The organism is Caldalkalibacillus mannanilyticus JCM 10596 (genome assembly GCF_000615945.1).
GTDB classification, from domain to species: Bacteria; Bacillota; Bacilli; order Caldalkalibacillales; family JCM-10596; genus Bacillus_AT; species Bacillus_AT mannanilyticus.
The window spans coordinates 10,447-34,649 of record NZ_BAMO01000012.1 but is presented as its reverse complement, the minus strand read 5'-3'; the positions used below and the strand labels follow the sequence as shown (position 1 = coordinate 34,649).

The 24,203-nt window shown below is 39.4% G+C and carries 23 protein-coding genes and 1 pseudogene; 2 read left to right on the top strand and 22 right to left on the bottom strand.

What is annotated here, in order from left to right; translation table 11 throughout:
• Window positions 1-26: 26 nt before the first annotated feature.
• Window positions 27-2,930 carry an EAL domain-containing protein gene (locus JCM10596_RS08690; protein WP_025026789.1) on the bottom strand — a complete coding sequence of 968 codons (2,904 nt, stop codon included), beginning with the start codon at window positions 2,928-2,930 and terminating at the stop codon, window positions 27-29.
• A 189-nt stretch (window positions 2,931-3,119) separates the two neighbouring features.
• On the opposite strand from JCM10596_RS08690, the gene JCM10596_RS08685 reads away from it, so the two are divergent.
• Both JCM10596_RS08685 and JCM10596_RS08680 read left to right on the top strand, forming a co-directional pair.
• Window positions 3,120-3,563, top strand: a complete 444-nt coding sequence (locus JCM10596_RS08685; RefSeq protein ID WP_025026788.1) for a MarR family winged helix-turn-helix transcriptional regulator — start codon at window positions 3,120-3,122, stop codon at window positions 3,561-3,563.
• Complete coding sequence (locus JCM10596_RS08680) at window positions 3,564-4,157, top strand: Spy/CpxP family protein refolding chaperone (RefSeq protein WP_025026787.1); 594 nt, start codon at window positions 3,564-3,566, stop codon at window positions 4,155-4,157.
• A 54-nt stretch (window positions 4,158-4,211) separates the two neighbouring features.
• Here the strand turns inward: JCM10596_RS08680 and JCM10596_RS08675 are convergent, their stop codons facing one another.
• From JCM10596_RS08675 to trpE, 21 genes and pseudogenes are all read right to left on the bottom strand, one after another.
• Window positions 4,212-4,889 carry a zinc metallopeptidase gene (locus JCM10596_RS08675; protein ID WP_025026786.1) on the bottom strand — a complete coding sequence of 226 codons (678 nt, stop codon included), beginning with the start codon at window positions 4,887-4,889 and terminating at the stop codon, window positions 4,212-4,214.
• A gap of 104 nt (window positions 4,890-4,993) precedes the next feature.
• On the bottom strand, window positions 4,994-5,824 hold the full coding sequence (locus JCM10596_RS08670; protein WP_025026785.1) for a sporulation protein YpjB: 831 nt from the start codon (window positions 5,822-5,824) through the stop codon (window positions 4,994-4,996).
• Between the two features lie 61 nt (window positions 5,825-5,885).
• Entirely contained in the window at window positions 5,886-6,431 is a 546-nt protein-coding gene (locus JCM10596_RS08665; RefSeq protein ID WP_081791978.1) for a DUF1405 domain-containing protein, read from the bottom strand.
• A gap of 187 nt (window positions 6,432-6,618) precedes the next feature.
• Window positions 6,619-7,395: a c-type cytochrome gene (locus JCM10596_RS08660; RefSeq protein ID WP_025026783.1), complete on the bottom strand. Its 777-nt coding sequence runs from the start codon at window positions 7,393-7,395 to the stop codon at window positions 6,619-6,621.
• A 35-nt stretch (window positions 7,396-7,430) separates the two neighbouring features.
• Window positions 7,431-8,102 carry a menaquinol-cytochrome c reductase cytochrome b subunit gene (gene qcrB / locus JCM10596_RS08655; RefSeq protein ID WP_025026782.1) on the bottom strand — a complete coding sequence of 224 codons (672 nt, stop codon included), beginning with the start codon at window positions 8,100-8,102 and terminating at the stop codon, window positions 7,431-7,433.
• 4 nt (window positions 8,103-8,106) lie between these two features.
• Window positions 8,107-8,622, bottom strand: a complete 516-nt coding sequence (locus JCM10596_RS08650) for a Rieske (2Fe-2S) protein (protein ID WP_025026781.1) — start codon at window positions 8,620-8,622, stop codon at window positions 8,107-8,109.
• 143 nt (window positions 8,623-8,765) lie between these two features.
• On the bottom strand, window positions 8,766-9,218 hold the full coding sequence (locus tag JCM10596_RS08645; protein WP_025026780.1) for a DUF2487 family protein: 453 nt from the start codon (window positions 9,216-9,218) through the stop codon (window positions 8,766-8,768).
• A 202-nt stretch (window positions 9,219-9,420) separates the two neighbouring features.
• Complete coding sequence (locus JCM10596_RS08640) at window positions 9,421-9,972, bottom strand: ReoY family proteolytic degradation factor (RefSeq protein ID WP_025026779.1); 552 nt, start codon at window positions 9,970-9,972, stop codon at window positions 9,421-9,423.
• A gap of 125 nt (window positions 9,973-10,097) precedes the next feature.
• On the bottom strand, window positions 10,098-11,195 hold the full coding sequence (locus JCM10596_RS08635) for a hypothetical protein (RefSeq protein ID WP_025026778.1): 1,098 nt from the start codon (window positions 11,193-11,195) through the stop codon (window positions 10,098-10,100).
• A gap of 72 nt (window positions 11,196-11,267) precedes the next feature.
• Window positions 11,268-12,530: a tetratricopeptide repeat protein gene (locus JCM10596_RS08630; RefSeq protein ID WP_025026777.1), complete on the bottom strand. Its 1,263-nt coding sequence runs from the start codon at window positions 12,528-12,530 to the stop codon at window positions 11,268-11,270.
• 107 nt (window positions 12,531-12,637) lie between these two features.
• Window positions 12,638-13,258, bottom strand: coding sequence for a hypothetical protein (locus JCM10596_RS08625; protein WP_025026776.1), 621 nt, complete (start codon window positions 13,256-13,258; stop codon window positions 12,638-12,640).
• An 8-nt stretch (window positions 13,259-13,266) separates the two neighbouring features.
• Window positions 13,267-13,851, bottom strand: coding sequence for an RNA polymerase sigma factor (locus tag JCM10596_RS08620; protein ID WP_025026775.1), 585 nt, complete (start codon window positions 13,849-13,851; stop codon window positions 13,267-13,269).
• A gap of 416 nt (window positions 13,852-14,267) precedes the next feature.
• Window positions 14,268-15,578 (bottom strand): 3-phosphoshikimate 1-carboxyvinyltransferase, encoded by a 1,311-nt coding sequence (aroA, locus tag JCM10596_RS24635; protein WP_234410452.1) that lies wholly within the window; start codon window positions 15,576-15,578, stop codon window positions 14,268-14,270.
• 75 nt (window positions 15,579-15,653) lie between these two features.
• On the bottom strand, window positions 15,654-16,763 hold the full coding sequence (locus JCM10596_RS08610; protein WP_025026774.1) for a prephenate dehydrogenase: 1,110 nt from the start codon (window positions 16,761-16,763) through the stop codon (window positions 15,654-15,656).
• Between the two features lie 2 nt (window positions 16,764-16,765).
• Complete coding sequence (gene hisC / locus JCM10596_RS08605) at window positions 16,766-17,851, bottom strand: histidinol-phosphate transaminase (protein WP_025026773.1); 1,086 nt, start codon at window positions 17,849-17,851, stop codon at window positions 16,766-16,768.
• A gap of 49 nt (window positions 17,852-17,900) precedes the next feature.
• Complete coding sequence (gene trpA / locus JCM10596_RS08600; protein ID WP_081791971.1) at window positions 17,901-18,731, bottom strand: tryptophan synthase subunit alpha; 831 nt, start codon at window positions 18,729-18,731, stop codon at window positions 17,901-17,903.
• Window positions 18,728-19,948: a tryptophan synthase subunit beta gene (trpB, locus tag JCM10596_RS08595; protein WP_025026771.1), complete on the bottom strand. Its 1,221-nt coding sequence runs from the start codon at window positions 19,946-19,948 to the stop codon at window positions 18,728-18,730. The genes trpA and trpB overlap by 4 nt, the downstream gene beginning before the upstream one ends.
• Entirely contained in the window at window positions 19,941-20,600 is a 660-nt protein-coding gene (locus JCM10596_RS08590) for a phosphoribosylanthranilate isomerase (RefSeq protein WP_025026770.1), read from the bottom strand. The genes trpB and JCM10596_RS08590 overlap by 8 nt, the downstream gene beginning before the upstream one ends.
• Entirely contained in the window at window positions 20,587-21,366 is a 780-nt protein-coding gene (trpC, locus tag JCM10596_RS08585) for an indole-3-glycerol phosphate synthase TrpC (protein WP_025026769.1), read from the bottom strand. The genes JCM10596_RS08590 and trpC overlap by 14 nt, the downstream gene beginning before the upstream one ends.
• Complete coding sequence (trpD, locus tag JCM10596_RS08580; protein WP_025026768.1) at window positions 21,359-22,390, bottom strand: anthranilate phosphoribosyltransferase; 1,032 nt, start codon at window positions 22,388-22,390, stop codon at window positions 21,359-21,361. The genes trpC and trpD overlap by 8 nt, the downstream gene beginning before the upstream one ends.
• A pseudogene (gene trpE / locus JCM10596_RS24630) lies at window positions 22,383-23,929 on the bottom strand (anthranilate synthase component I). Before trpE ends, trpD begins: the two are co-directional and overlap by 8 nt.
• Window positions 23,930-24,203: the final 274 nt, after the last annotated feature.

Genomic DNA, 24,203 nt, shown 5'->3' with positions numbered 1-24,203 from the left:
CTGCAAAGATACCCGTTTTTTTCCTGTTAGTCTAAGGAATATTTATTTTGGAGAAGCACTTCAAATTCTTTTTGAGGAAGGGGCTTACTGAATAAGAAGCCTTGAATGATATCACAGCCACACTCTCTCAAATTATAGAGCTGCTCCTCTGTTTCTACACCTTCTGCTAAGACTCGAATCATTAAGCTCTTGGACATGGAAATAATCGCTTTCACAATGGCTGTTTCTCTTTCAAATAGTGAAATATTACGAATAAAGGAACGGTCAATTTTTAAAATATCGATGGGAAAATCCTTTAAATAGCTTAAGGAGGAGTACCCTGTTCCAAAGTCATCCATCGCTACTCCAACACCTAGTTCACTTAGTTCATTCAATACACTCATTGTATGCAAAACATCTTCTAGAGCAATACTCTCTGTAATTTCCAAGTGTAGATACTCTGGGTCTAAAAACGTTTCTTCTAAGATCTCCTTCACTTGATCGACAAAATCAGACCTCTGAAACTGCTGTCCAGATACATTGACTGACATGGTGATAGGAGAGTAACCCAGCAATTGCCATACCCTATTCTGATGACATGCTGTTCGAATCACCCAATTACCGATTTCATCAATCAGTCCCATTTCCTCCGCTAAAGGAATAAAGGTCGCGGGCGAAATTAAACCTAACTCTGGATGCTTCCAACGAATCAGAGCTTCACAGCCTTCGATCTGATTCGTATGCAAAGAAATAAAGGGCTGATAATGCAGAATAAATTCATTTTTTTCTAAGGCTTTACGCAAATGATTTTCAAGCAATAAGCTTTCTAAAGCTTTTTTTTCATTCAGCTCCGTGGTAAAGAATTGGTATCGATTTCTTCCTTGTTTTTTAGCCTTGTGCATCGCACTATCCGCATTTTTCATGAGGGAATCAGCATCATGCCCGTTTTCTGGGTACATACTAACTCCAATACTAGTAGAAATAATAAGCTCTTGACCATTCACCAGATTCGGTTCTTTCATGGCTTGCAACAAACTTCGAACCATATCTTCAACTTCTCTTACGTCCTCTATCGAATCAAGTAAGATAATAAATTCATCCCCACTAAATCTCGCTACGGTTCCTTTGGTGCTAATTACGTTGCGTAAACGTTTGGCGATTCTCTTCAGTAGCTGATCTCCCACAAAATGACCTAAGGTATCATTAATTGTTTTAAAGCGATCCAAATCAATAAAGAGGAGCGCCAGCATTCGTTGTTTCTGCTTTGCCTTTTGGAGGCTTGTCTTCAATATTTCATTAAAGAGGACCCTATTGGGCAAATCCGTCAATGAATCATAATAGGCAAGCTGGGCAATTTGATTTTCAACTTTTTTCTGCTGAGTGATATCCTTGGCTATTCCATAGACCCCTACCACTTTTTGATTTACGATAATCGGAATTTTCGTTAAATGAAAATACATCTTTGATCCATTTTGATGCGTTGCTTTTACTTCAAATGCTTCTGAATGACCTTGAATAATCTTTCTCCAATATTTGATGATTCTCCGCTTTTCCTTACGATCCATTCTCTTAAATATCGTTTCAATATCATCTAATTGATAGCCCAATATTTTAGAATACGCTTTATTCATAGAAACGAGCTTTCCATTAAGGTCCAGCGAGTAAACAATATCTGGATTATGTTCAAAAAGAGATTTATAACGCTGTTCAGATTCCTCTAATGATTCGTTGAGAAGCTGAAAATCTTCAGTGGAAACCTTAACAAGGTTAGAGAGTACTTGTAAATTATCAATCATGGGTTGATGATTTTCCATTTCCTCTTCTAATGTAAATTCTTTATGCGGCACTTCCTCACTTTCTGAAAGAATCAGAATGGTTAGACTTTGAGATAATAACTCATTTCTACCTTTATTATGATAAAACTCTCCATAGGAGTAGAACCCTACCGTTGGTGCCACTGATTGTAAGGGGGATGTTTGAACATCCTCTCCATTAAATAAATATCTTCTCCTTGCCATACAAGAGTAGATAAACATTGATTCTACAGGTTGTTTGCTTATCGAGTGGGCTAGTTTTCTAGTTGAAGATAGTAACTTTTCCGTATTCCCGAAAGCAAATTGAACCTTCTCTCCGTCTAACAGATCTCCTGTGTAAGAGATTGAACCATCTGAATGAATCGCAAGCACGGATCGTGCGATAGGTAATCCATCTCGCTCCACAATTAATGGAAAACTAGGAAGGGGCATTCTTTCTAGAATGGCTTCCCCAAGGTAGCGCTTGTAGATATCAAGCACTGGTTTATGATCAATGGTGTAAACTCTATTATCAACAGCATTCGTCACTGTAAATACCTTCCCAATATTATGCCAATCTATGCTGAAGGCGGTATTAATAAGTAGGTCGTCACTATCTAAGGCAACTGCCACAACACCATTATTCGTCAGCTTATGATTGGTAAAGACAAAGGTATTGACAAAGAAACCTCCGTCTCCTGCTAAACCACCAGCTACGACTAGAGATTCTGCAACAGATTCAATTCCATTTAATAATTGATTTCCATTCGTATTTAAACCATCAGCGAAAACAAGAAGGGCTTTAGTCCGTTTAGTCACCACTCTCCTTGCCAGTTCCACTCCTGTCTGATAACAAGAGCTGCTGGCATACTCGATGCAGGTTGCCGATAGACTTGTTTTTTCAAATATTGTAAAAGATAAAACTGTGCTTTGGGTTAGAATTTGGCCATTTAATATTTCACCATCAGTTGTTGTTCCTATGATGGTTGCCTGAGGTAATACATCAAGTAAATGACTACGTAACGAATGAATGTATTCTTCATCCACATAAGACGTGAACACCTGTATCAATATCTGATCTTTTTTGTGTATCTCCTGATCGCGAATAAATGTATATAAATCAAATTGGTCAGAGTATTCTACGTTAATAGTGCGCAATGACAATTACCCCCTGTAGCCAAGTTACTTTATATTATAGCACTAATCCAAGTGGACTTGTATAACTCAAAGGATTTTGTTCAAGCAGAGAAATGATCACGCTCTTTACAAGATCCATTTTTAGTTGTATAATACAACTAAAAGAAGGTTGTTTCATACAACTTATTTCGAATGAAAGGAGAGGAGCGATTGACCCATTTTCATTTTCATAATCAAATGATTACAATTATTCGCTCTTTGGGACTTCATCATGCCGAGCGAACCCCCTGTGGACAGCCTTTATCCATTTCGGAAGCTCATACAATTATGGAACTTCACAAAAAAAAGCGGCTGACACAAACAGAGTTAACACAAATACTTCAGCTCGAAAAAAGCTCAGTCAGTCGGTTGCTCCAGCAGTTAGAAAGAAAAGGATGGTTAGAGCGAGAAGCTTCTGCCTCCGATCAACGCGTAAAATTACTAAAGCTTAGTGAAAAAGGCGAAAATGTGGCGCACAGGCTAGACCAATCTAGAAAAGAGAAATTTGATCGTATTGCAGCCAATATTCCAGAAGAAAAACTTGAGCAAGTTGTAGAGTCAATGAATATCCTTATTCGGGCTATTGATGAAGAAAATAAGAAAGGAGACATATGAATGCAGAACAAAGCTTACCTCTTACTTGTGGCAATCACCTTCTTTTTATCAGGATGCTTCTCATTACATAACGAAGGCAACACTCTTACATCACCTGAGTCCATAAGCCCCTACGTTGATATGACCGACAGAGAAATCAAGGCGATGTCTGAAGACAGGATTCATGCTTTACTTAATGGGGCAGGAGCAGGCTACGCCTTAACGGCAGAATTGAATAGTTATCCAGGTCCTCTCCATGCCCTAGAGCTAGCGGCTGAGCTTTCTCTAACCAATGAACAAGAGCAAACACTAAAGGAACTTTTTCAGGAAATGAAGGACGAAGCAAAAAAAGTAGGAGCTAAAATCATTGACCTTGAAACACAATTTGAAGAAGAGTTTAGAAACCGAAGAATCACGCTTCAAGACGTGGAAATGATGAGCCAAAAGATTGCCTTATTAGATGGGGAATTAAGAAGCATTCATTTAAATGCCCATCTTGCTACTGCGGAAATTTTCAGCGCTGAACAAATTGAATTGTATGATCAACTTCGAGGGTACTCCATGAATAACGGTAGCCCCCATCCTTCTCACCAAAATCATGGTAAGCATCATTAATATTTCGTTGCACGAAAAAAACCTCTCCAATTGGAGAGGTTCAACATTTTAATTTTAATCGTCATTATTCATTCCAACATACATTAATACAAACCGCAATAATTCCATGATGGCAATTACCGTTGCGGCAACATAGGTTAATGCTGCTGCATTCAGAACTTTTCTAGCTCCTGCTTCTTCATTATTCTTGATCAACCCTGAGCCCACCATAGCTGTTAATGCTCTTGAAGAAGCATTAAACTCTACAGGCAAGGTAACTACCTGGAAAAGCACCGCTGCGGCAAAAAAAGCAATTCCTAATAAGAAGAGCCCTGAAACCTGAAAAAGAATTCCGCCAAGAATAAGGAAAAATGAAAAGTTAGAGCCTAAGTTAGCTATAGGTACTAGGGAATGTCTAAGTCTTAAGGCAGGATATCCTTCTTGATCCTGAATTGCATGACCTACCTCATGAATCGCCACTGAAATAGAAGCAATAGATGTTCCAAAGTAGTTATCCTCTGACAAACGGACTACTTTCGCAGTTGGATCATAATGATCGGACAGCTTTCCTTTGACCACTTCAACGGTCACGTTATATAAGCCGTTTTCATCTAAGATTTTTCTAGCGGCTTCAGCACCAGTTAATCCGGATGAGGCGGACACTTTTAAGAAGCTTGCATATGTTCTTTTTAGATACAATTGAATGAGTATTGGTACAGCTAAAATAATGATAAAATAGACAAGAAATCCCATATCTTACCTCCTAAAAGTTTTGAACAATGTTGAAAAGCTGCTGTATCTTCTCTGTTCGCTTTTCTATCTATATTATAAGATTTTTGGTCAAAAATAGTCAATATTTAATCCATGAATTTTTTCCATGTAATTGGTCTTCTTTCTCGTTCTCCTCTATACTTTCTCCAAGCAACATAAGATAATACAGAAAGAATAAGTGTGCTAATACCAAAGATGAGAAGAGTAATGGACTGCAAGCTCTCCTCTTTTTTCTTCAGGAAAGCAATATTTACATCATGTTCTAAGGAGGAGAGCATGTCAACTGCTCGATCCTTTTCCCTCCATAGCTCCTCTTTATTTGTGGTCAAATAGACAAGCTGAGAATGAAGCTTTTCAACCACGGAGCCTGGATGACTAACATACATAGAAGGGCGCACCATTTCAAAGTGTTTTTCTAGTAGATTGATCGAGTGGTAAAAAAGATCCCGATTATTATGTTCTAAGGAATACTGCAAGTCATCCATTGTTTTCACAAAGGAAGGATAATAATTAATCCACAATGGTTGTTGATGATGAGAAACTGCATCTAATGCTAATCTCATTCTCAGCAATTTACTTTCTGCCTGTTTGATATCAAATTCAACCTTGTTTAAGGTTTCTTTTGCTTCTACTATTGTACTTAATATCACATGTACCTGTTCAACCTGTCCCAAATATTTCGCCGTGTCCAACGTTAAAAAGTGTGCGGATAAATCATTCAATGTTTTTTTTGTTGCCTCAAACTCATTTTTATTCAACAAAAAGAGGGCCTCTTCTGCAAATTCATTAAGCCTTTGCCACTCCCGAATCGATTCAAGATCATCCGGTCCATGACTCGCATACCCTAAGTGATGAAATGAAAGTAATAAGACAACGATCATTAGTACATGAATAGTTCCTTTAGTTATAAATTTCATTATGAAACCCCTCCCTTAGTAATTCATACTATGGGGAAAAGGACAAGTTTATGCTAAAAAATCAGGAAAGGATTTTATTTTTTTCTTCTAACCTTAATTTTACTAATAAACTAAATAAAAATACACTTAGAATACTTAAACTAAAAGTAAATAAATAGACTGTAGATAGATAGGATTCCAAGCGCCAATCCAGTGTAGGATAAATCCCTAATGTATAGTCATATAGGTCATTGGTGATTGTTAATAAAGCAACAATGGCTACATGCTTGAGCTTAAATGAATAATAGCGATTGTATAGCAGGGCTTGTACTGCCATGGCTACATGTGAGGTCATTAGCATATAGTGCTCCCATTGAAGCTTACCTCCAAGCTGATTGGTCCACAGAATCATAATGGTTGCCCAGATCCCATACTTAAATAATGTTACTGCTGCATATGCTTCAACAAGTGGCCATTTTTTATGTAATAATAAAGCAATTAATACGAAACAAAAAAATAAACTTGCCGTCGGACTATCAGGCACAAAAGGCCATAGCCACCAGCTTGTTTGAAGTAACTGCTCCTTATACCAATAGTAACCGTAGATCGTACCCAGAAAATTAATCATCAGTACCAACCATAGAGTCGATCTTTTCCCTAACCAAGAGATGAAATAACTCCAAAGAAACACGAAAACACCCCCACCTTATGTAAAGTAGACTTCTATCTCCCTCCTTATAGAGGAGGGAGTCTTACCGATGCTTAGAACGTGATAAAGAAAGCTGACTCATTCTGAGTCAGCTTTCTCTTAAGCTTTATTCTAGACTTGATAACCATTCTACTAATACTTCTAATTCCTCTTCAGTACCTCCAAATTGTCCGCCAGGCATTGCTTGGTTTTCACTACCATTGACTATAACATCTCTGATATAGTCAGCATCGTGTTCTGCACCAACCTTCGCAAGGGAAGGTCCAGCGGCTCCACCTTGAAGCTGATCTCCATGACATCCTATACAGGAATAACTTGAATATTGGATATAGCCGTCTGTATTGGTATCTATGGCTACTTGATTCTTGGCTGAGTACCGCTCATCCTGCGTCCAATCATGGTGATCAGCCGCTTGCCATGTTAAGTAGAAAATAGCTACGATGGTCATCAGCATTAAACCGGTAGCAACAGGACGTTTAGAAGGTCTTCTTTCAGGACCGTTATCTAACCACGGTGCTAAAAACAAGCCACCGAAAGCCAAACCAGGAATAACAACGGAGCCGATTAACTCATAAGGTCCTGAAGCATACGTATACTTTAATAATTGATATAAGAATAGAAAATACCAGTCAGGTATAGGTAGATAGTTTGTATCAGTGGGGTCAGCCTTAATTTGAAGTGGTGGTTCATGTGAAACCGTTAAGACTAAGAATCCAATTAATACAACTGCTCCTACCATCCATTCTCTTAGTAGGAAGTTCGGCCAGAAAGGCTCTGTCTTCCCGGGAAATTCAGAATAATCAGGTGGGATATTAGGAGTACGTTTCGCAGTAATCCTCGAATCCCCAACATACTTAATATCCTTATCGTGATTGTTAGCCATTATTTACCCCCCTTATTGCTGGAGAGACCTCCATTTTATAGTGGTCCAGAAATTCCTTGCTTACGAATCAGAATGAAATGCGCCCCCATTAAAGCAAGAAGGGCCCCTGGTAAGAAGAAAACATGAATCGCAAAGAAACGCGCTAATGTTTGCGCTCCCACGATGTCGCCTCCATTAAGCAGAGTATAGACGAAATCCCCTATGTAAGGTAATCCGGCAGCAATTTCTAATCCTACTTGTGTTGCGAAGTAAGCTTTGATATCCCATGGTAAAAGATATCCTGTGAATCCTAAACCTAACATAACTCCGAAAATAGACACACCGACAACCCAGTTAAGTTCTCTCGGCTTCTTGTAAGCACCTTGGAAAAACACCCTCAAGGTATGTAAGAACATCATTACGATAACAAGGCTAGCACCCCAGTGATGCATCCCTCTAACAATCTGACCGTAAGCCACTTCATTCTGTAAATATCTTACAGATTCCCAAGCATTCACAATATCAGGTACATAATACATGGTTAGAAACATTCCTGATAGGATTTGAATGACGGTAATAAAAAAGGTCAAGCCGCCAAAGCAATATACGAATGCTGAAAAGTGATGAGCAGGGTTAACATGCTCAGGTACTTCATGGTCTGCGATATCTCGCCACATCGGGGTAATATCTACTCGTTCGTCAACCCAATCATACATTTTTTTAAGCACGTTTCTACAACTCCTCTCGAGGAACAGGTTTTCCTAACTTCAATGTTCCGTCCTCTTCAACTACATATTGATACACATCTAATGGAGCATTGGGCGGTGTATTAGGTACATTCGATCCATCCTTCGTGTACAACCCATCATGGCACGGACAATAGAAATGATCTGCGGGAGCCTTATCACTTCCCCAAGTGACGGTGCATCCCAAGTGTTTACAGATTGGCGAAAGCGCTAGCACTGAAGCCGGACCTGTCTTGGTAACCCATGCAGATAGTGAAACATCATAATTGGCCCAACCATCTTGAACAGGGAGTTTAAAGTCGACGCGTTTTGGTTCTTCAGAAAAGTCTTTCATATTTCCGACAGCAACCATATCACGTTCCGCTTCAGGTCTTAAAGCAGGATCGATAGCAAACCCTAACATTGGTGTAGTTACTCCTGCCACTAAGAACCCGCCAACTCCCATTAAAGTGTAGTTCAGAAACTGTCTTCTTGATACACTTTGTTGCTTTCTTTCACTCATTTGTCTAACCTCCCTACACAATAAAATAAGTCCTCTACGGACATGAATAACATAATTATATACTAGGACATATCAATAATAGTCCAATCTTCATGTCACGTCAAGAATAGGATGTCTAAAAAAAGGTAAACTTATTTCATATTTTATCCTTTTTTCCACAAATTCATGATATTTGGTAAAAATTCCTCAGCCACTCCCCTAATCTGAACAGCTTCTTCAGTTAGATTTGTTTCATTTTGTTCTGAGAGGAAAAGCCATTCTCCAGCAGGATTATTGATTTCAGCACGTTGCTCCTCAGTCCCAAGCCATACCACATACTGAAATCCATGCTCTAACAAATACTCAGTATAAAGCGAAACCTGTTCCGTTAATGCTGAACCACTGGCTTGTCTAACATAGGTATACAGAGGAAAAAGCATTAAGCGTCCCTGAAGCTGATCTTCAATGTATTGAGCTACTTTAAGCTGGGTATTGAGCTTTTCTACGGATTGCTTGCATGTGGGACCCATATCTAATTTCGCAATAGGTATTAAGGCAGTATCTATGTATTCTCTTGCTGCAAGAAATTTTTCAATCGAATGAATATCCCATTTCATAATTGATGCCTACTTTCTATATTATATCTTTTATTACCGTGTACGATTCTATTCCTTATAAACTATAAAAAATTGAACTTGACATAAAGAAAACTCGGCGATTGCCGAGCCTTTATCTGGTTCTAGCCGTCGGTTATCTTCCTCTATAGAGGAGGAGTCTTATCGATGGTTAGAACAGGATAAACTCTTATTTATTGATTCATTATTCTTCAGTATGAAGTTCTGTCCAGCGACGACTTAATCTTAGAAAGCTTTCTTTGTCCTTATCCTCTAATGACTGATTAATCTGTTGATACAGTCTTTCTTTTTGGAATCTTTCAATAGCCTCATCTAGAACCATTTCTGCAAGTAAACTATACCAACTGTTCGAAGTAACATTATACCTCTCCATAGGATCAACCTCCCGTACAGCCGCATATTCATAGCATGATTCTGACTGATGGAACGAAAGTGTAATTAGGATCTCTTCTTCAGGATGCAAACGAATATCATGAAAAGCTCTCTCGACATCTGAAGTAGTTAACTTGCCTTTAATAAATCGAAAAGCATTACCCCGTACACATTTGGTAGACATGAACATAGAGCGAATATCATCGGAGTTCGTTTCGTCAACAAATCGTACTTTGTCAATTAATTCGTCATCTGACATGAGGTACGTTAATAACCAAGCGCATTCCCTTTTCTTAAGCTCATACTTAGAAAGAAACCATTGCAGGAACTTTTTCTTTTCTGAAATTGTGATAATCTGACTCATGCCCACCCCTCCTTTTTACTGCAAGGTGAATGAAAGATCTTTCGTGTCTTTACTATATTGTATTCGTGTTGATTTAAAAATTCCCTGCTTTTTTCTCAATTTTTAAAAATATAATTTTATGAATTTTAGCTCTTAAATATCTCTTCAATTAAGATCGGATTTAATCGACAGTATACAGGCTGCCCTTGCTTTTCCACTGTCATATGCAAAAGCCCCAAGTGAACAAGCATTTGTAAAAATCTTTCCCGATAGATCGTTTCAATCTCATCATAATAATATTTCTTTAACCACGGTTTTGTTACATTAAAAAGCTGTATTGTATCAATCCATTCTCCTTGTGTAAGCTCATTTACTAATAAGATAAGGAAAGGGAGACTTGGAATCGGCTGTTTATAAAGCTTAACCCAAAACATCACCATTCTTTTAAAGGTAGAAGGTAGCTTCCACTCTTCCTGCTCTAAGGCTTTATCTCCTAAATAACTTAATGTAACATAGCCACCCGCTTCTTCCTCAATCCATTTTTGAGCAAAACAAAAATCATAAATAAGAGAGAAACGATTGGGGTAGGCAGGAAATCTTCTACCATAGCCGAATCTCCAGCTCTTGTCTAGAATTAATTCCTCTTCAACACTTAGCTTTTTTAGCAAAAGCTGCTGATTTCTTTTATGGATAACTCCTTCGACGGTGATGGGTACCGGTTCTTTAGCGATATGCGCCAAAAAGATCCCTACATCATATTGAATAGCTTTTCCTTCATCTCGATAGCTAAGGTCGAGTTCAGCCCTTGTACTAATCTGGTACTCTTGCTTGATATAGTCCATTATCTGGCTCCTCAACAATCTGTTTAGATCATCTGCCATATCAAGCTGCACTTGAAACCTGGAAGAGCTAGGAAATAACCATCCTCGTTTGAGGAGCTGAGTGATCCATGTTCTAGGTGATTCCTCTGATTGAAATTGATCGCGTACATACTTCGCTTTTGCCATTAATTCATCTATACTAAACGTCGATGTATTTTGATATAAAATATACAACAAAAAATGCAGTACATTTTTATCTAATTCCTTTAATATGCTGGGGTAAGCGTTTTTGCTCATCATGGAATGATGAATACTTTGAACCAGTTCTAATTTAGAATTGACATTACAATCACACCGGTATAGAGAAGCCATTTGACTTAATTCTTGTATATCTCTATATAATAAATATTCTGAAAGCTTCATATCACAAAATCACCTCATTTTCCAGAAATCCTATTACTCATTATGAGGTGATTTTCATCAAGTTATACCTATCTATTCTTTCCTAGCATCGTACTCACTAAGAATTTCTTCAATTTCCCATTGGTCAGGTATAATAGAAAGAGATTTTCTCCAATATGTGATGGCTTCTTCTCTCTTTCCTTCATCCCGAAGAAGAAAAGCAAGTCTATTAAGCGCCTCTACATCTTCTTCATCAAGCTGAATTGCTTCTCTGTAAGCAGTTTCAGCCTTAGCCCATTCTTCTATTTCTTCATAGAGTTGCCCCAGCTTCGTATATAAATCTCCGCGCTCAGGTATGACATCGATCATCTTATGTAATACAATAATTCCATCTTCCCACGACTCTTCTTCCTTATGAATTTCAACTAGAGATTCAAGTGAAGGGAGATAGGTATCATCTATTTCTATCGATCTTAGGAACTGCTGCATAGCCTCATTCAATTGACCAAGTTTATGATGGATTTCTCCTTTTATATAAAATAGATGGGGGTTATATTGATCATATTTGAGTCCCTGCTCCACGTATTCTAGAGCTTTATCTATTTGATTAGTGTTTCTATAGCTATCTACAATCACCGGGTACACAGAAGTGTAAAAAGGATCAAGCCTAGTCACCTTTACTAATTTCTCGATCGCTTTATCATATTCTTGGAGCTGATGAGCAACAATCCCATAACCAAATAGCAGATCGACTTGATCTGGCTGAGTAGACAGCGCTTTTTCATAATAACTTAAGGCTTCTTCAAATTGCCCCACATGGGCATAACAATCTGCCATCTTAGCATAAGTTGAAATTTCAGTCCCTCTTTGAAAGCTATGAAGCGCTAAAGAGTAATTCTCCTGCTGATAAAAGACCTCTCCTAGAGCAGAATGCAGGATTTTCTCATCTGGATAATAACGAAGAGCGCCTTTGATTTTATGCTCCGCTACTTCAAATAGCCCTTGCATGAGATAAATTTCTGAGGAAAGCAATATCGCCCGAATATAGTCCTCTTCAGCCTGTGGCTGAATCTCATGTAACAAAGAAAGAACCTCTTCCTCCTGACCAGCGTCGACAAATAACTCTGCCAGAAACAGCGTTAATTCATTTTCTTCAGGATACCTAACTAGTAATCCCTGAACAATCTCAATCGCTTCTTGTACAAAACCATAATGATGTAGATTTTCTGCAATCGTATACAGTAAATCATCAGAAACAAAAGGGTCCTCCCATATTTTCTTTAGCTTCTGTAACGCATCCTCTACCATCCCAGCTTCAAGCATTTCAAAATAGCGTTCGATTTTAGTTTCAAACATTTTTTCATCTCCTGAACTTTCAATTGATACAATCTATTTTATATCTTATGTTTTCTCCACTAATGCAATAAAAGACTTCACATTCGAAGTCTCCTTTGTTCATAGTATTAGACTCTTGTTATCCAACTCATACCTAAAATAATACAAACAATGCTAAACACGGCTAAAATAAGGACATAAGGAGGCTCATTGGTTTCTACAGGTAACGAATAAATAATGGGATCCTGCAAACTGGATACAACTGTGAATTTCATAGAGGTTGAGTCCGTTTCGGCTCCGACTGAATCCTTAATTACAATCTTATTAATATCAAAACCATCAAGGAGCTTGACCTGCGTAACAGAATCCGTAGAAATCGTTTGCTCCGGAATAAATAAAGTAGCAGAGGCTAATATTACAAGGATCAATAGCATGGAGAGAAAAAATGAAAAAATGACCTTCGGCTTTTTCACATTGTTTGTTGGACGATTCACGACAGGATTTGCCCATTTTTCTTCCTGCTGGATTCTCCCCATCACACTCTGCTTCAGATTCAAGGATTGCTGCCCTGTAGGGGAAGGAACCTGAGCTAACGATGAAAGATATTCTTCTCCTCTTTTCCACATCTCATAAGCTTCCGTACAGTGTGGACATTGAGATAGATGGTGGTGAATTCGTATTCGTGTATACTCATCAACTTGATCCGCATAATATTGAGCTGTCAGTGATTGCACCTCTACACATCTCATTCATCAATTCATCCTTTATTGCTCTCCATAGCTATATAATCAACAAAATAAGACTCCAGCTGTGTTTTGACATTGGCTCTTCCTCTAAATAACAATGATTTCACCGAGCTAACGGAGGCATCTAATATATGAGCAATTTCCTTATAATCTAATTGTTCATACTCTCTTAAAATCAAAGCAGAACGTTGTTTTTCAGGCAGGTTATTAATGGCTTGCCTGACTAAGTGCTCGCGTTCGTTTTTTAGCAGCTCTTGTTCAGGAAGTTTTTCTAGTGCTACTTTAGGAATAGAGTAACTATCTTCCAAAAACAGTTCTTTATTCTTACTTTTTCTAAGCTCACTTAATACCGTATTACGAGCAATCGTATATAACCAAGTGGAGAAAGTAGCTTCCACATCACGAAAAGACTGTAAGCTTTTATAGGCTTTGTAGAAGGTTTCTTGGCACAAATCCTCAGCTAAACCCTCATAGCCATATGGTTTTAACATATGCATAATAAATAAATGAATCTTTTTTTCATACCGTTCGATTAAAAGTGAATACAACTCAATTCGACCATCTTTGATTTCACGTATCAACTGGGAATCATTCATGTTTATACCCCCATTCATTCCCCAGCTTCTATTTCTCTAAAAGTAATAGACGCTAGGTTCAAAAATTTGTTTCGACCTTACTTGAAAAAATTTATGGTAATATTTTATCGTCATTCGACAAAAGCAGACTTTTTCTTCTTTTTCTCAACACTATCATAACATAATAGATTCGTTTTTTGCCATTTTGATTTCTTTTTCTAGTTAAAATGAATAGAGAGTCAAAAAGCATAAAAAAAAACCGTATATCAAGCCTATGAAAAGGCTTACAATATACGGATCGACAATACGTCGAATCATTTATGGATAGGAGTGGAGAGAAACCATACTGTACTTTTATTATACCCTCTCCACTGCCAAAGTCAACCATTATTTTTAACTTTTTTATTTTTTTTATTTTTTTTCTGTTTTATTCCTGTTTATTTTAATTCTACATCAAGACCTAGCTTCCTTAACTCCTCAAAATAAGCCGGACATGTCTTCGACACACACCCAGGGTCTAAGATATGAATATGAGGAACCTTCGTTCCTAGCAGTCCAAATACCATAGCATTACGATGATCATCATGCGGATCTAAAGTAGTTCCCTGTAATTCTCCAGGATAAATGGTAAACCCATCTTCCTTTTCCTCCACTTGCAGCCCCATTGCTTTTAAGGAGTGACAGATCACCGAGATACGATCTGACTCATGAGATCGAATATGGGCGACATTATGAACATGAATTGGAGCATCAGCAAATGGAGCTAAAGCTCCAATCGTCAGAGCTTGGTCAGACATTGGTTTCATATCAACATCAAAGCCACCTTTTAGCTGCTGAGGTCCTTTCACTTCTAAATACTCGTCCGTTTTTTGAACGGTACAGCCCATTTTCTCCAGTACGTCAATGAATTTAGCATCTGGCTGAAAGGAATGGTACCCAACATTTGTGACACGGATTGTCCCTTGGGTTAAGGCAGCTAAAGATAGAAAATAGCATGCCGTTGAAGCATCTGCTTCTAAGACAACTTCTTTCGCCTCATATCCCGTAGGATATACAGTAAGCAGACTATAGTCCTCAGAGTGTTCAATTTTCGCTCCAAACTGCTTCATTAATTGGAGTGTGATTCCAATATACGCAGGTTGAACAAGTCCATTTATGACCTCAATTGTAACTGGCTCATCGGCATACGCACTAGCAATTAATAGTCCACTTAAGAACTGACTGGATACGTTTCCTGGGATCTGTATCTTCTTTCCTTGTAATCCTGTTCCATGCACTCTCAGTGGTAAGCCAGGATTATCGGTTAGGTATTCAATCTCTCCCCCTAATTCTCGAAGTGCATCAATCAACGGCTTTAGTGGACGCTCACGCAATTGAGGAATTCCGTCTACCATCCAGTTCCCACCTTTCGCTACTGCTAAAGCTCCTGGTAAGAAGCGGGCGATCGTCCCTGCTGCCCCGATAAATAGCTCTCCTTCTTTTGATGGCCATTTTCCATTGCAGCCTTGAATGATGACACTATCTCCCTCTACTTCGATATGGATCCCTAATCGTTTTAATGCATCAATGCACCAATAAGAATCATCACTTCTAAGAATTCCTTTTAACTTAGAAGTCCCCTTTGCTAACGCAGCAATGATCAAGGCTCTATTTGTATAGCTCTTAGAACCCGGTACATAAATCTCGCCATTAATAGGTCCCGTTGCAGGGTTACAGTTGCTTGGTGATAGGTAGTTGATTGTGACCATGGTGATCTTGAACTTACGTGTTCACTCAACTCTCTTCACTCCTTCCATCCTCAGTTATCATTCTTTTCTCTATCTTTATTCTCTTCGATATACAGCATAATTCGCTTGACTCATAATGTTTTTTGCTTCTTCTAGATCTTCTTCATGACGGAAGCTTAACCTCAACACTCCCATGATGTCTTCACGTGTTTCTAAAATTTCTAGGTTGGTAATACTAATTTTTTTTTCTCCAAGCAAGGTAGTCACCTGACCAATCACACCAGGATGATCGGGTACATCGACATAGAGATCATAAAATGAAGGAATGGCTCCTTTTGTTCTTTCAGGCAAGCCATCCCTGACTTGCTTAGCATGGGCAAAAAAATGTTCAATCTGACTGGCATCTCCAGTAGCAATCATATCTTTAACTTGCTCCATCTTGGCTTGCCAGTCCTCCATTTGCTTTAAGAGATGGGATTTATTACTTAGAATAATATCTCGCCACATTCGAGGGTTGCTAGACGCAATTCGTGTGATATCTCTGAAGCCACCCGCGGCTAGGCGCAGGTACCATTCATTCTCTTCATGATAATGGTGTACCTGTTCCACTAAGGAAGAAGCTATAAGGTGCGGAAAATGACTAATAGCTCCTACGATTTGGTCATGCTCTGCTGGTGCCATTTTTACAATCTTCGCTTGGGTTGACAATAATAATTCCTCTAGCATCGCCACTTTTTGTGCATCGATTTGATGATCTGGAGTTAAAACATAATACGCATTTTCAAATAATCGGTCATGCGCCGCTTCCACTCCTGACTTATGTGATCCAGCCATCGGGTGTCCCCCAATAAATACACCATTGGAACTGCCGCCAATTTCATTACTTAATCGAACAATTTGTTCTTTGGTACTGCCCACATCTGTGATGATAGCTCCTATCTTCAGATAAGGAGAAGCCATTACTTTTTCTAATAGTTCACACAGCACTTGGACAGGGGTACACAAAAAGATGACATCAGCTCCTTTGATGACATCTTCCATTCGCAAGGCAGCTTGATCAATAACCCCTAAGGATTCAGCAAGGTGCAATTGTGAGGTCTGATTGTCAAAACCTTTAATTTGAATTTGTTGACCGTATTGCTTTTTTAAAGAAAGGGCGATCGATCCCCCGATCAGCCCGATTCCAATCATTGAAACATGAATCATGATTATCTCCCTACTATTTTTCTAAGCGCCTGTATCATTTTTTCATTTTGTTCTTCTGTACCCACTGTAATTCGAACAAATGTCGGGAAGCCAAGTGCCTGTCCTGAACGAACAATGAGCCCTTGTCTTAACAACGTTTGAAACACATCATTGCCAGGCAACCCTGTATCCACTAAAATAAAGTTCCCTTGAGAAGGGTAGTAAAACAAGTTCATTTGATCAAAAGCTTTGTAAAATTGCTCAAGCCCCTGACGGTTTTTCTCCTTACAATATTGTACGTATTCCTGATCATCCAAAGCAGCTTGTGCCGCGCTTTGTGCTACTCGATTCGCGTTAAACGGTTCACGAACATGATTCGTCAAGTGGATGATTTCTTTCGAAGCAAGACCATATCCAATGCGCAAAGCAGCTAAGCCATATATTTTCGAAAAGGTGCGTAGAATGATGAGATTAGGATACTTTTCTAGGAGCGGTAAGGACTCCGGGTAATCCTTTGCGTAAGCATATTCATAGTAAGCCTCATCTAATACCACTAAGACGTCACTCGGTACCTTCTGCAGGAAGCTTTCCACTTCTTCAGCAGAATTATAGGTCCCAGAAGGATTATTAGGGTTACAGACCCAGACCACTTTTGTATTGGAATCAATGCGTTGGAGCATGGCATCAAGATCATGTACCCCCTCTTTCAAGGGCACTTCAATCGCATCAGCTCCTTCAATAACAGCATTTATCTTATACATAGGAAATGTCGGCTCTGCCATCACTGTATTACTACCAGGGGTTAAATATGTACGACAAATCATCTGGACAATTTCATCTGATCCATTGCCGAGAATAACCTGTCCTACTTCAACATCATAAAATTGAGCAATTTTTTGGCGCAATTCAAATCCTGCACCGTCTGGATAAATGGCTAGATTGACGCAAGCATCCTTCGCAGCTTCCACTGCTTTGGGAGAAGATCCAAACGGATTCTCATTTGATGCGAGCTTGATGATCTCCGTTAAATTAAATTCTCTCTTAACCTCTTCAATAGGTTTTCCTGGTTGATATACTGGCAAGCCTGCAATTTGTGATTTTGCTCTCATTCTTTTCACCTCATCTACGATATCTACATGGAAATTTCTATCTTCTATATTACTTTGAAAATAGAACTTCTACAAACCTTTTTAGTGAATTTAGTGCTTCTTTTTTTGTAGAAGGGTTTTCGAAGAGAGGGAGTTGTTTGCGAATAAGGTCGATTAAAGCACTAGCGACAATGATTCCATCCACCTTGCTTTGAAAGAATTGCACATGCTCTTTTTTAGATATCCCAAATCCGATCGCAAGCGGAACCTTGGCATGAAGTCGGACCTCCTGAAGGTAATCCTCTAAGGCATGTGAGAAAGTATCGCGCGCTCCTGTTACACCAAGCGATGAAACACAATAGATAAATCCTTCTGCCTGACTTGCTATTTCCTTGATTCTTTTCTTCGAATTAGGTGCAATTAAAGAAATATAGGCAAAATCAAGTTCCTTGGAAATACTTCTAATCTCAGCAGACTCTTCATAAGGAAGGTCGGGAATAATAACACCACTTGCTCCAATTTCAATGGCTCTTTCCACAAAGGCTTTGATGCCAAACTGTAGGATCGGATTGTAGTACCCCATGATAACCAAAGGAATGGTGATTCCCGCTTTTCTCATATCTGCGATCAGTTGAAAGCCCTTCGTGAGAGTTAATCCTTGCTTTAAAGCTATTTCACTAGCATGTTGAATCGTTGGTCCATCGGCTAAGGGATCAGAGTAAGGAAAGCCTATTTCTAGTAAGTGTGCGCCTGCCTCTTGAAGAGTTAAGGCAATTTCTATTGAATCTGTATAGGTTGGATATCCTCCCATCACAAAAGGCATAAAAACGGGTTGATTCTCTTCCCTGCATCGGTTAAATGTATGGCTAATTTCTTGACTAGGAGTTATGCATTGCTTCATCGGCTCTCCTCCTTTCCTAATTTCTCCTGAAGTGTATGAACATCTTTATCACCGCGCCCCGACAAATTGACTACAATGATCTGCCCCTCTTCAGCCTGCAATGCCCTTTTTTTCGTTTCTGCTAGGGCATGTGCACTTTCGATAGCTGGTAGGATCCCTTCTGTTAGACAGAGCTCTTCCAGTGCTTCTAAGGCTTCTGAATCCGTCGCATGCTGATAGCTCACTCTTCCTTCTTTTGCTAGATAAGCATGCTCTGGACCTACTCCTGGATAATCTAAGCCAGCAGAAATAGAATGGGCTTCTTGAATTTGTCCTTCTTCATCCTGTAATACATAGGTCATGGCTCCATGCATGACTCCAATTCGCCCCTTCGTAATGGTAGCTGCATGCTGCGAGGTTTCCACTCCTTTTCCTGCTGCTTCTACTCCAACAAGTTGAACTGACTTGTCTTCAATAAAAGGATAGAAAATCCCTATGGCATTACTCCCTCCCCCAACACAAGCAATGATGGTGTCGGGCAATCTGCCTTCCTTCTCTATGATTTGACGCTTTGTTTCATCTCCAATAATACGCTGAAAATCCCGGACAAGCGCTGGATATGGATGAGGTCCAACAACAGAGCCAATCAAGTAATAACATTCTTCCACGTGTGTAACCCAGTATCGAATCGCCTCATTTGTCGCATCTTTCAGCGTTCTAGAACCCGAAACGGCTGGAATCACTTCAGCGCCTAGAAGCTTCATTCTAAAGACGTTTAAAGCTTGACGCTTAATATCCTCTTCCCCCATGAAAACCTTACAAGAAAGTCCAAATCGAGCTGCTACTGTAGCGGAGGCTACCCCGTGCTGCCCTGCTCCTGTTTCAGCAATAATCGATTTTTTCCCCATTCTTTTAGCAAGGAGTGCCTGCCCAATGGCATTATTAATTTTATGTGCCCCTGTATGATTCAAATCCTCACGTTTTAAGTAGATCTTCGCCTTGCCTCCCCATGCCTTGCTTAGGTTTTCCGCATGGTATAGCGAGGTCGGTCTTCCAGAATACTCTTGTAATAAGTGAAGATATTCTTGTTGAAAGATCGGGTCCTTTTTGACCTCCTGATAGGCTATTTCCAACTCTTCTAAAGCATTCATTAACGTTTCTGGAACATACTTACCGCCAAAGATCCCAAATCTTCCATAGAGATCAGGTATGTTTTGCTTTATTTGTGCTTCATTCATTGCCATCACTTTTCATCCCTTTCAGCAGGTTCATTAATTTCTCACGATCTTTTCCGTTTTCGCCTTCAACACCACTCGCTAGATCAATTCCATCTAGGGGATATTCTTGAAGTAAATGTCCCACATTCTCTGGAGTAATTCCTCCTGCAATCCAGAGTGAACCATTGAGCTTCTTTACTTCTTCGTAAATCCCAGGAATAATTCTCCAGTCAAATTGAACGCCAGTACCTCCAGAAACACCTTTGATTTTGGTATCTAATAATAGATGGTCAATATAAGAACGATAGCTTGCTAGATCAGCGGCAACTTTTCCATCTTCTACTGAAAAAACCTTCCAGATCTGAACATCTGCACGCTCCCTTATTTCCTGACAATAGACAGGGGACTCCTCACCATGTAACTGAGCATATTTGATTCCTGTTTGTTGCAAGATGCTCATAACATCCTCTAGCTCTTGGTTCAGAAAGACTCCAACCGCTTTCTTCTGCAAAAAAGAATAGTGCTTCATCCACTCTTCTACAAGCTCTGGCCGTACCATTCGTTTACTTACAGGGGTGAAAATAAAGCCAATATAGTCTATCTGCTCTTCCACAGTGGCTAATAGCTCCAAATCACTTGAAAGATAATTTCCACATACCTTAAGCTTGGACATAGAGGGCCTCCACCGCTTCTTTAATCTTCTCCTGTCGCATGAAATGCTCACCAATCAGGAAGCCTCTCACTCCATGACGTTCAAGATCTCTTACAGTTTCTGCAGAATGAATCCCACTTTCACTGATCACGAGTACTTCTTCTGGAATGGAAGTTAGTAAAGATTTTGTCACCTCTGTACTTGTAGTAAAAGTGGATAGATCACGATTATTGATTCCTATAATTGACGGTGTCACATGAGCCAACACATTTTCGACCTCTTCTCGATTAGCCACTTCGATTAATACATCTAATCCTACCTTCGCAGCTAGCTCATATAGTTCGACCAGTTTATCAGTAGGTAAGGCTTTGGCAATTAAGAGAATCGCATCTGCTCCCAATTCGACGCTCTGGTACACTTGGATTGGATCTATAATAAAATCCTTTCGAAGAATGGGAAGGGAAACACGTTCTTTGATGGCTTGTATATAGCTTTCATGCCCTTGAAAGAATGAACGATCTGTTAATACAGAAAGACAGTCAGCACCGCCTCTTTCATATTCATCAGCAATCTGAACAGGCTGAAAATCCTCTCTGATGACTCCCTTAGATGGAGAAGCTTTCTTTACCTCAGCAATGAGAGCTGAGCTTCTTTTAGGATTCTGAAGTGCTTTGACAAAGGAAAAAGAGGGGATAGTACGCTCGGAAACCGATAAGTTGTACTCATAACCAGATTGATATAATTGTTCAACTTCTGTTTTCTTTACTTCAATAATTTTATTAAGCATTTTCGACCGCTCCTCTGACCATTCTCATTTTTAGGTAATGCTCCAACGCTTGTTTAGAGTCAATGGCTTGCCTTGCCAGTTGCACACCTTCTGCTATATTTGCCACCTTTTTTCCTACGTAGAGAGCAGCTCCTGCATTATAGCAAACCATATCATAAGCTGAGCCTTTCTCTTCACCACGCAAAATTCTCGTGATCACCTCAGCACTCTGAACAGGGGAGCTCACACGTAGGGACTCAAGTGAAGATATTCTTGTGATTCCTACATCTTCTGGCTCTATACTGTATTGTCTAATCTCTCCGTCCTTTAATTCTGTCACTCTTGTTGAGGAAGCAATGGAGAATTCATCCAAACCATCTTCTGCAGCTACAATTAAGACATGCTCAGATCCTAATTCTCTCAAAGCTTCAGCCATGATCAGACTGTATTTAAAATCAAAGACACCAATGACTTGATGCTTAGCTCCAGCTGGATTAGTCATCGGACCTAATAAATTGAATACGGTTCTGATTCCTATTTCCTTTCGAGTCGTTGCCGCAAATCTCATCGCTTGATGATACAAAGGGGCAAACATAAAGCACATATGATACTCTTCTAAGCACCTTGCCATCTCTTCTGGAGTCAGGTCTACTTCTAAGCCCAGCTCTTGAAGTACATCCGCACTCCCCGTCTGACTAGTTACTGCCCGATTTCCATGTTTCGCTACTCTTAATCCTGTAGAGGAAGCTACTAGTGCGCTTGCTGTGGAAACGTTAAAGGTTTTCGCTCCAGCTCCTCCCGTACCACATGTATCCACAATAGGGTAGTGAGTTTGAACTGGAAGAATTTGCGCAAAATCTCTCATTGCTTCCGTCAGTCCAATTAATTCTTCCGCTTCTACTCCACGAAAAGTGACAAGTGAAATAAAGCAGCTAATTTGAGAGGGGGTTGCATTTCCCGATAAAATCTCCTTCATCATCAGGTAAGCTTCATCCCTTGTAAGGTTTTTTCTTTCCATCATTTTTGCCAGCATCGCTTTAAACATAGATGGACTCCCCCTCTCCCTTATTTTGAAATAGTTCATCTGCCATTTGGATCGCAACTAATAATGCTTTGGCTTTGTTTCTTGTTTCTTCCCACTCCTTCTCAGGTACCGAATCAGCCACAATCCCTGCACCAGCCTGAACATACGCCTTCCCTTCATGGACCAGAATTGTTCTGATCGTAATACAAGAATCTAGGTTCCCTGAAAAAGAAAAATATCCAATAGCACCAGCATAAGTATTTCTTGCTTCTCTTTCGAGTTCAGCGATAATTTCCATCGCTCTAATTTTGGGTGCACCAGAAACAGTTCCGGCAGGGAAGCAGGAAAATAAGCAATCTACTGCATCCACATCTTTTTTGATTTGCCCTTCTACGGTTGAAACAATATGCATGACATGAGAGAATCTTTCAATTTCCATTTTTTTCTTAACAGTCACTGAGCCATACTCACTAATACGCCCAATGTCATTTCTCCCCAAATCTAAAAGCATATGATGCTCGGCTCTCTCCTTTTCATCCGCTAAGAGATCTTCTGCTAAGGCATGATCCTCTTCTACTGTTTTCCCCCTATGACGTGTCCCGGCAATCGGATTGGTTTCTACCTTCCTTCTTCTAGTTGTACTAATCTTTCAGGGGAGCTTCCCACTAATTGCGAGCCATCACCTAAGTCTAGGTAATACAAGTAGGGAGAAGGATTCACTACACGAAGAACCCGATAGAGGTTAAATGGATCTGTTTCTATGTCTAGAGCAAAACGCTGAGAAAGCACAGTCTGAAAAATATCCCCCGCTCGAATATACTCTTTAACCTGTTCAACAGCTTCAATAAATGTTTCCTTACTAAAATTGGATTGAACTCGTTCCCAATCGACATCTATTTTTTCAGTAGGTGCTTGAAATAAGCGAAGATGGTCTTTTTGTAATTTTTGAAAAACTTGATCCACTCTTTCCTTGAGGCGCTGACAAACTCGTTCATAGTTTCTTTGAATTTCTAGCTCGTCTTGACCAGGTTCGATAAACAAGTGTGAAATAAAGGTTATTTCTTGTTGCAAATGGTCAAAAGCAATAATATCGTCGCAAAACATGAGTCTCATTTGATCTTGCTGCAAGGAGTCATCCATATGAGCCGGAATATTCTCTATTAGTGATACAGCATCATAACCAATATAGCCTACAGCCCCACCAGAAAATCTCGGGAGTTTTAAGCTCTCAGGAGCTTTGTATTTTCGTAATAATTCTTGCAAGAGCTGCCTTGGATGCCCTTCTAGTTCTACCTTGATCTTAGGCTCTACTTTCCCTTCTTCAAGATAAGCCTTTCCATCTCTAGCAGAAAAAATCAAAAATGGCTGATCGCCGATGAAAGAATATCTAGCCCATTTTTCTCCCCCTTCGACACTCTCGAGCAAGAAGGAATAAGGACCTTTAATTTGTTGAAATAAGCGGATTGGAGTTACATTATCAGACCAAACCTTTTGACTGATAGGAATTAGTGTGGCGGAGGATTTTAATTCAAGCACCTCCGAAAAGGAAGGATAAAACATAAGACAAACACCCCTTCATTTAATAAATGAAGAGGAATTAAGAGAGGAAAAAATAGGTATACAAAATAAAAACAGGACATGGCTAGCCCTGTTTATAAACAAATGATGTTTATTGGCTCTCCTCAACTCAATTCTCTCTCATCTAATCTCTTATTAAAAACTAAACTCATCAAAAAATTCTAAACATTCTGTTTGCTCTCTACTAAACATACTTTGTTTCTTTGTTATTACTCACTCTAACTCTAACTTGAACTCTACGTCTAAACTAACTTAT